Below are 6,867 nucleotides of genomic sequence, written 5' to 3' on the forward strand. Positions count from 1 at the left end.
CTCAATGTGTTGACGTTGTCGAAGCCGATTCAGGCGGCGATCTTGCGTCGCGAGGGCGTGTTGGGTCTGCTGCTGTCGGTGGTCGATGCGTTGGAGCGCGGTGAATGGAAAGAAATTGAACGCGTGTGTGCGGAACTGACACCGTTGACAGTGAGCGAAGTCGCCGAACTCGGACTCGTCGCGGCGGCGTGGGCAGGCGTTGCGGATCGCAGCGCCGAGGCAAAAGGTCTGGAGCGGATCGAGGACTGAACCCGATCGGGGAGTGCGGTGCCGTGTCCGGACTTCGGTCCACGGCGCTGCAGCCTGGCAGGAAGCCGGGCTGCTCACTCCTTCACAGCATCTCCAGTTCCTGCATCGGCGCATGGGAAAAAAAACGCCCTAACTCCCGCGCCAGTTCATTCAACGCTGCCATCTCGCCCTGCGAGATCCGTCGTGCTTCGTCGGCCTGGCTCCAGTCGCCGTATAGAAGCGCGACCGTCGTCTGATTCTCACCCATCACCGGCAGCAGCACGAACGAGCGGGTATCCGCGAAACTGCGCCGGAACCATTCAGGCAGCCGTGCCACCATCTTCGGGTCACGCGCATTTTCTATAAAGATGCCCACCGAGTTCGCAATCGCGAGATGAAACACGTCGGGCTCGAACGCGGTATTGAACGTCAGACCGGGCAGCGCAGCCTCGATCTTCGGTCCGAACCCCATGCGCGCCTTGAATGTGCCGCTGCTGTGGCGCACGAACATCACGGTGCGTGCAAAGCCGAGACCAGCGTGCACCGTTTCGGTGGCCATTGCCAGCGCCGGGCCGAGTGCACTACCTGCTTTCAGCGCCCGCAGATCTTCGACGCCCGCGGCGATGCGCGCCTCGGGATCGAGCGCCTCACGGGCGATTGCATCGGCGTTGGCGCGCAGTTCGACGATCTCGCGCATCACGCCTTCGCCGTCTTCTTCACGGGCGAGCGCCACGCTCATTTCCAGCAGCACCTCGGGGTCGGTGTTCAGCGCGCGGCCGTACCGGTGCGCGAGTTCGGCGATGCGGGCTTCGCGCTGCCAGTCCGACATATTCGGCGTGGTCAGCACGGCGGCGACTTCGGTCGAGTAGTTGGTGATGGCGCGCAGCCATTGCACCTGGCGGGACTCTTCGGTGTCGTGCGGATCGAACTCGCCCATGCCGGAGCGGATCATGTCGGGCAGGCGCCAGCGCACTGCGGCTTCCTCGCCGATCTCGTCGAACGTGACGCCTAGCACGGCGATGCAGGCTTCGCCTTCCTCGATATTGGTGTCGACCAGGCGGCGGATCTGATCCCACTCGGCGTCGAGATAGAACACCACGAGCAGCTTGCCGATCTGGCGCATTAGCGTGCAGACCACGGCCTCTTCGCCGGCACGCAGGTCGCCACGCTCAGTCAGCTTACGGGCGACGCAACCCGACAGCAGGGTGCGGTTCAGTTCGAGTTTCGCATCGATGCGGCGCGGCACGCTGTGATGAAAGTGATCGACGATCTTCAGGCCGACCACGAGGTGGCCGACCGCGTCCATCCCGAGCACCATCAAGGCGCGCGACACGGTGGTGATATTACCGCCGAAGGCCATGTACATCGCCGAGTTGGCGAGGCGCAGCACCTTCTGGGTCAACGCAAAATCAGACAACACGACCTGCACGAGACCTGTGAAGTCGAGGTCGTCGTTGTTCATTGCAGCCATGGTTGTGCGCAGCGATTGCGACAGCATGGGGAAATCGCCGCGCTCGCTCATTCGAGACCAGAGCCTGTCGAGCACCGCTGCCTTTACCATGTGATTCCCGCTAAAGCCATACGTATTCCAGTGAGTCGCAGACCAGCGTCATGCCGGTGTTCGATACAGGTGCGCCAGTTCTTCCGGGTCCGCCGGGCCCGCATGAGAAGGCGCATGCAGGTGCAGCGTATGTGCTTCGAAACGCTGCGCCAGTTCCTCGGATGGCAACGCCTTGCAGACGAGCCAGCCCTGAATATGATCACATCCCATTTCGGTCAGCAGCGTGCGTTGTTCCTCGGTTTCCACGCCTTCTGCGACCAGTTCCAACTCTAGCGTTTGCGCAATTCCCACGACTGCGCTAACGATGGCCTGATCATTACGGGAGGTTAGCAGATTCTCGACAAAACTCCGGTCGATCTTAAGTTTCGCTAAGGGAAAGCGTTGCAGGTACGCGAGACTCGAGTAGCCGGTGCCAAAGTCGTCGACCGCGAAGCGGATGCCCATCGCGGTCAGCTCTTCCAGCAAGCCCTTCGCATGGGCCGGGTCGTGCATCAGCAGGCTTTCGGTGATCTCGAACACGAGGCGGCGCGGGTCGATCCCGGTGAGTTCGATGGCCTCGCGCACGCTGTCCTTGAAACGCGGGTCGCGGAACTGCTGCGGCGACACGTTGACCGCGACGTACTGCATCCGGATGCCGCGCATGTCCCACTGGATCAATTGCATGCAGGCGATCTTGAGGACCCAGTTGCCGAGATAGTTGATGAGCCCGACCGATTCGGCGAGCGGAATGAACATCGACGGCGGCACCAGGCCATGCACCGGATGGAGCCACCGGATCAACGCTTCCACACCCACCACGCCATGGCTCTGGCTGCTGGTGATCGGCTGGAAATGCAGCGAGAACTCGCCGTTGCGCACGGCATCGTAGAGATCGGCTTCGAGCTTCAGGCGTTCGGCGTCGGCGGGGTCGTCGTCTGGCACATAGAACGCCAGGGTGTTGCCGCCAGCGGCCTTGGCTTGCAGCAGCGCGTGGTCGGCCCAGCGCAGCAGGTTGTTGTCGCGGCCCGCGGTGTCGTTGACGTGGCGCACGTCCGGATAGAGTGCAATGCCGATGCTTGCCGACAGATGCACCTGCTGCCCGTTGAACACGTACGGCTGCTGGATGGCGGTCAGCAGACGCCGCGCCAGCGCTTCAGCGGCCGCCACGGCGTAGGTGCGGCTGGCTGCGGCCGGCATGAGGATGGCGAACTCGTCGCTCGCCACCCGGGCGATCTGGTCGCTCACGGCGGTGGTGTTCGAGATGCGTCGGGCGGTTTCGCGCAGCATGTCGTCGCCGGCGTCGTAGCCGAGCGCGCGGTTCACGCGCTGGTAATCGTCGATGTCGAGCAGCAGCAGGGCGGCCGGCGTACCGTGCGCGTCGGCACGCTGCTGGGCGTCGAGCAACGCCGGCACCAGGGCGGACTGATTGGCGAGGCCCGTCAGGCGGTCGTGGTGCAAGGCATGGGTCAGGCGCTCTTCGGTGGCACGCCAGGCCGACACGTCGAAGCCGGCAATCGCAAAGCCCTCGACACCGTCGTGGCTGTTGCGCACGACGCGCAATTCAACTGTGACCGGATAGGTCAGCGATTTGATCAGGCTGAGCGTCGCTTTCTCGATGCTGCCAGTGGCCGAGGCGCGGGCCAGCAGTACGTCGAGACGCTCGGCATCGGCAGGTGCGACGATGTCGTGTAGTGTAATGGTCTGTAAGTATTCGCGGTGGTAGCCTATAAATCTCAGGCTTGCCTCGGACACGTAGAGGAAGCGTAGCTCCCGGTCGACGTGGGCGAGCAGGTCGACCGCACCGACGGCCTGCTCGAGGGGAGAGCGGTTTCCGCTCGGTTGGGGTAAGCCTTCCGGGCGGCGCCCTAACGCACGGACCCGCTCGATGACCGTACGCAAGGAGCCCCGGCGGGGCGCGGTGATCCTGTTTGCTTCCATGTTTCTCGCTGGCAACCCGTTTTCGTCTGCGGGCGGCCCGGCTCGGTCCCGCCGGTTCGGCGCGGGTGGTCGAGAGGCATGAAGCCGCCCATCAGAACGAGATAACGACCCCCACGCGAAAATCTTTAGCGGTTGCGGTAAATATTGATGATGGCGACCGGTGCGCCGCTCGAGACAACCGATGGTAATGATTCACCGCCGATTTACTGCGAGCCGCCTTGGCGGCTCGCAGCGGATTCAGTTAAAGTCAGGCGGCTTACCGTCCGTTATCTAGAGTTACGCCCCATGCTCGCAGCGGACGCGGGAGTGGCCCCACTGCGCAGTGTTTCCGAACCCATGCACCGATGAGCCATGTCTGAACCGTTTCCTGCCGGGGCCAAGCCCGGGCAAGTCGAGGTGCCTGCACAGTCCGCCCAGGGGGCCGAGGCAGGGGCCGAGACGCCCTTCGTGTATCTGGGCCGCCAGCCGATTCTCGATCGCGATGGCGCGCTGTACGCCTACGAACTGTTGTTCCGGGCCGGCGCGCACAATTATGCCGAAGTCAGCGACGACGCGCAGGCGACCGCGCAGGTCGTGGCGCGCACGATTGGCGGAATCGGGGTATCGGCGGTGCTCGGACATCATCGCGGCTTCGTGAATATCGGCCGTGACCTGTTATTTGACGACATCGTTCACTTGATGTCGCCAGAGCGTTTCGTGCTCGAAATTCTCGAGACCGTCGCCATCGACGCCCAACTGGTGCGCCGCCTTGCCGAACTGCGCAACGCCGGCTTTCAGGTGGCGCTCGACGACGTGAGCGAGCTGACGGAAAGCTTGCTCGCTGTGCTTCCGCATACCGACATCGTCAAGATCGACTTTCTGCTCACGCCGCGGGCGGCGCTGCCCAAACTGGCCAAGGCCGTGCTGGCGCAGGGCAAGACGCTGCTTGCCGAGAAGGTCGAAACGCGCGAAGACTTCGCGCTCGCCCGGCACCTTGGCTTCCATCTGTTCCAGGGGTATTTCTTCGCCCGCCCGCAGGTGCTGACCGCGCCGCGCAACCGTTCGTCGCGTCCGGCGCTGTTGCGCCTGCTGGCACTGCTTGCACGCGACGCCGGCATTATCGAGCTCGAGGCCGAGCTGAAGCGCAACCCGAACGTCGTTGTGCAGTTGCTGCGCCTCGTCAATTCGAGCGCATTTGGGCTTGGACGCAATATCGCGTCGTTGCGCGAGGCGATCATCGCGACCGGCACGCGGCAGATTGCCCGCTGGGCGCAACTGCTGCTGTACGCCGACGGCGGCGATCTGCCGTGGCGCTCCGATCCGCTGGTGCAACTGGCCGGCACGCGTTCACGCTTCATGGAGCTGGCGGCGCGCTGGCTGCGCCCGTCGGACGAGGAGTTTGCGGACGCCGCGTTCATGACGGGAATCTTTTCGCTGGTGCACGTGGTGCTGGGCACAACGCCTGCCGAGACGCTCGATAAACTTGGACTGGCGCCGCTGATCCGCGATGCAATCGTCGAGCATAGCGGGGCGCTGGGGGCACTGTTGAGCATCGCCAAGGCCGCCGACCAGGGCGTCGACGTGCGTACCGACGGCGCGTTGACCGCCGCTGCCCGCCCGGACGCACCTGAAGCGTTTGCGGCGTTGACGCCCGAGGTGCTGGCGGAATTGAACCTCTCTGCGGCGGCGTGGTTCGGTGCGCACGCAGGCCTGGAGTAGAGGGCGGGCGGCGCCTTGCAGGGTCTTTCAGCGTGGTTTCCCAGGACGTGATCCAATAGCGGGTGAGTCATGGCTTGATGCGCCCGAGGGCGCGACGCAGGGCGTGGCTTCATTCATTGCACGGACCACGTGCGTCAACGCTTGGAGGGGCTCGAGATGAAACGAAAGTTCATGCCGGTATTGCTGGCAACGGTATTGTCGGCAGCGTTTGGGCTGTATTCGCTGACTGCGTCGGCGACGCTCAAGCCAGGCGAGGCCGCGCCGGATTTCACGACCCAGGCGTCGCTGGGCGGCAAGACTTACACCTACAACCTGGCTGACGAGTTGAAGAAGGGACCGGTGGTGCTGTATTTTTACCCGGCGGCTTTCACGAAGGGTTGCACGATCGAGGCGCATGAGTTTGCGGATGCCGTTGACGAGTACAAGAAATATGGCGCGACGGTGATTGGCGTTTCGCACGACAACATCGACACGTTGACGAAATTTTCGGTAAGCGAATGCCGCAGCAAATTCCCGGTGGCGGCCGACGCGGACGCGAAGGTAATTGGCGCGTACGACGCGGGGATGCCGATGCGCAATTCGATGGCGAACCGGGTGTCGTACGTGATTGCGCCGGACGGCAAGATCATTTACGAATACACGAGCCTGTCGCCGGACAAGCATGTCGAGAACACGCTGGAGGCGGTGAAGCAGTGGGCGGCGACGCATAAATCGCAGTGAGCTGCGAGTGATGAACCTGCGGACATGCCGTGCTACGCTGATAGCCGGTCTGTTTTAGCGGGGTGATCCGAGATGCCTATTGTTGTGGGTCTGGCGGTACTGGCCGCGCTGATTTATGGCGTGGTGTGGTCGTTCGATGCGTTGCTGGCGCATTGTGGTCTTGGGGTGGCGGTTGGCGCGGCGGCGGTGGTTGCTGCTCTGGTGGCCGCGGCGGTGGTTTATTGGCTGCGGCGCCGGCGCGAGGTCGCCCCGAATATTCATGACGGGGATTGGACGCATGAATTGAAGGCCGAATGGGGTGGGGTCCGGCTTGCGGCCGGGAAGCGGTTGTGTAGGGTGGATTTGCGCGGCGCGCATGGGGATTATATTTTTGCTGATCTTCTGGGGGCTGATATTGAGGCTGGTGGCGAGGGGGTTCAGCTTTCGCTTAAGGTTCGGGATGCTAAGTGTCCTGTCTGGAAGTTGCCCATGCGGGACGAGCGGCAGGCTAAGCAGTGGAAGAGGGTTTTTGGGTTGGCTATTGAGCAGAGGCTTTGATTTTTTTTGCCTGCGCGGCGCTTGTCCGTGTTCCTGCGGCGTTGGCCTTTCCTTGCTTTGTTAGTGGTTTATTAGCTTCGCCCCTGTGCGGGGCGGCACTTACTTTCTTTGTCCCACAGGGACTACCTTCGGGTCGCCGCCGCAAAGAAAGTAAGCAAAGAAAGCGGGCTTCACACCGCTAGCTCGTAGGTGTCCATCACTGACAC

Annotated in this window: 5 protein-coding genes and 1 pseudogene; 4 read left to right on the forward strand and 2 right to left on the reverse strand. The window is 63.1% G+C overall.

What is annotated here, in order from left to right; all coding sequences use genetic code 11:
• A pseudogene (locus tag M0954_RS22365) lies at positions 1–249 on the forward strand (diguanylate phosphodiesterase); the annotation flags it as partial.
• 82 nt (positions 250–331) lie between these two features.
• On the opposite strand, the gene M0954_RS22370 reads toward M0954_RS22365, so the two are convergent.
• Together M0954_RS22370 and M0954_RS22375 are read right to left on the reverse strand one after the other, a co-directional pair.
• Complete coding sequence (locus M0954_RS22370; protein WP_123384268.1) at positions 332–1,789, reverse strand: HDOD domain-containing protein; 1,458 nt, start codon at positions 1,787–1,789, stop codon at positions 332–334.
• 48 nt (positions 1,790–1,837) lie between these two features.
• Positions 1,838–3,706: a bifunctional diguanylate cyclase/phosphodiesterase gene (locus M0954_RS22375; RefSeq protein WP_297355544.1), complete on the reverse strand. Its 1,869-nt coding sequence runs from the start codon at positions 3,704–3,706 to the stop codon at positions 1,838–1,840.
• 351 nt (positions 3,707–4,057) lie between these two features.
• Between M0954_RS22375 and M0954_RS22380 the strand changes: the two genes are divergently transcribed.
• From M0954_RS22380 to M0954_RS22390, 3 genes are all read left to right on the forward strand, one after another.
• On the forward strand, positions 4,058–5,404 hold the full coding sequence (locus tag M0954_RS22380; protein ID WP_297355546.1) for an EAL domain-containing protein: 1,347 nt from the start codon (positions 4,058–4,060) through the stop codon (positions 5,402–5,404).
• Between the two features lie 156 nt (positions 5,405–5,560).
• Positions 5,561–6,124 (forward strand): peroxiredoxin, encoded by a 564-nt coding sequence (locus M0954_RS22385; protein WP_122154382.1) that lies wholly within the window; start codon positions 5,561–5,563, stop codon positions 6,122–6,124.
• Positions 6,125–6,196: 72 nt separating this feature from the next.
• A complete protein-coding gene (locus tag M0954_RS22390; protein WP_297355547.1) occupies positions 6,197–6,661 on the forward strand; it encodes a hypothetical protein in 465 nt (154 codons plus the stop codon).
• The last annotated feature ends 206 nt before the right edge of the window (positions 6,662–6,867 follow it).

It is taken from the genome of Paraburkholderia sp., assembly GCF_026225065.1.
Lineage (GTDB): Bacteria > Pseudomonadota > Gammaproteobacteria > Burkholderiales > Burkholderiaceae > Paraburkholderia.

Excerpts from the sequence above, each read along its gene's own strand:
- M0954_RS22370 (WP_123384268.1), bottom strand. The coding sequence starts at position 1,789 with ATGGTAAAGGCAGCGGTGCTCGACAGGCTCTGGTCTCGAATGAGCGAG.
- M0954_RS22375 (WP_297355544.1), bottom strand. The coding sequence starts at position 3,706 with ATGGAAGCAAACAGGATCACCGCGCCCCGCCGGGGCTCCTTGCGTACG.
- M0954_RS22380 (WP_297355546.1), top strand. The coding sequence starts at position 4,058 with ATGTCTGAACCGTTTCCTGCCGGGGCCAAGCCCGGGCAAGTCGAGGTG.
- M0954_RS22385 (WP_122154382.1), top strand. The coding sequence starts at position 5,561 with ATGAAACGAAAGTTCATGCCGGTATTGCTGGCAACGGTATTGTCGGCA.
- M0954_RS22390 (WP_297355547.1), top strand. The coding sequence starts at position 6,197 with ATGCCTATTGTTGTGGGTCTGGCGGTACTGGCCGCGCTGATTTATGGC.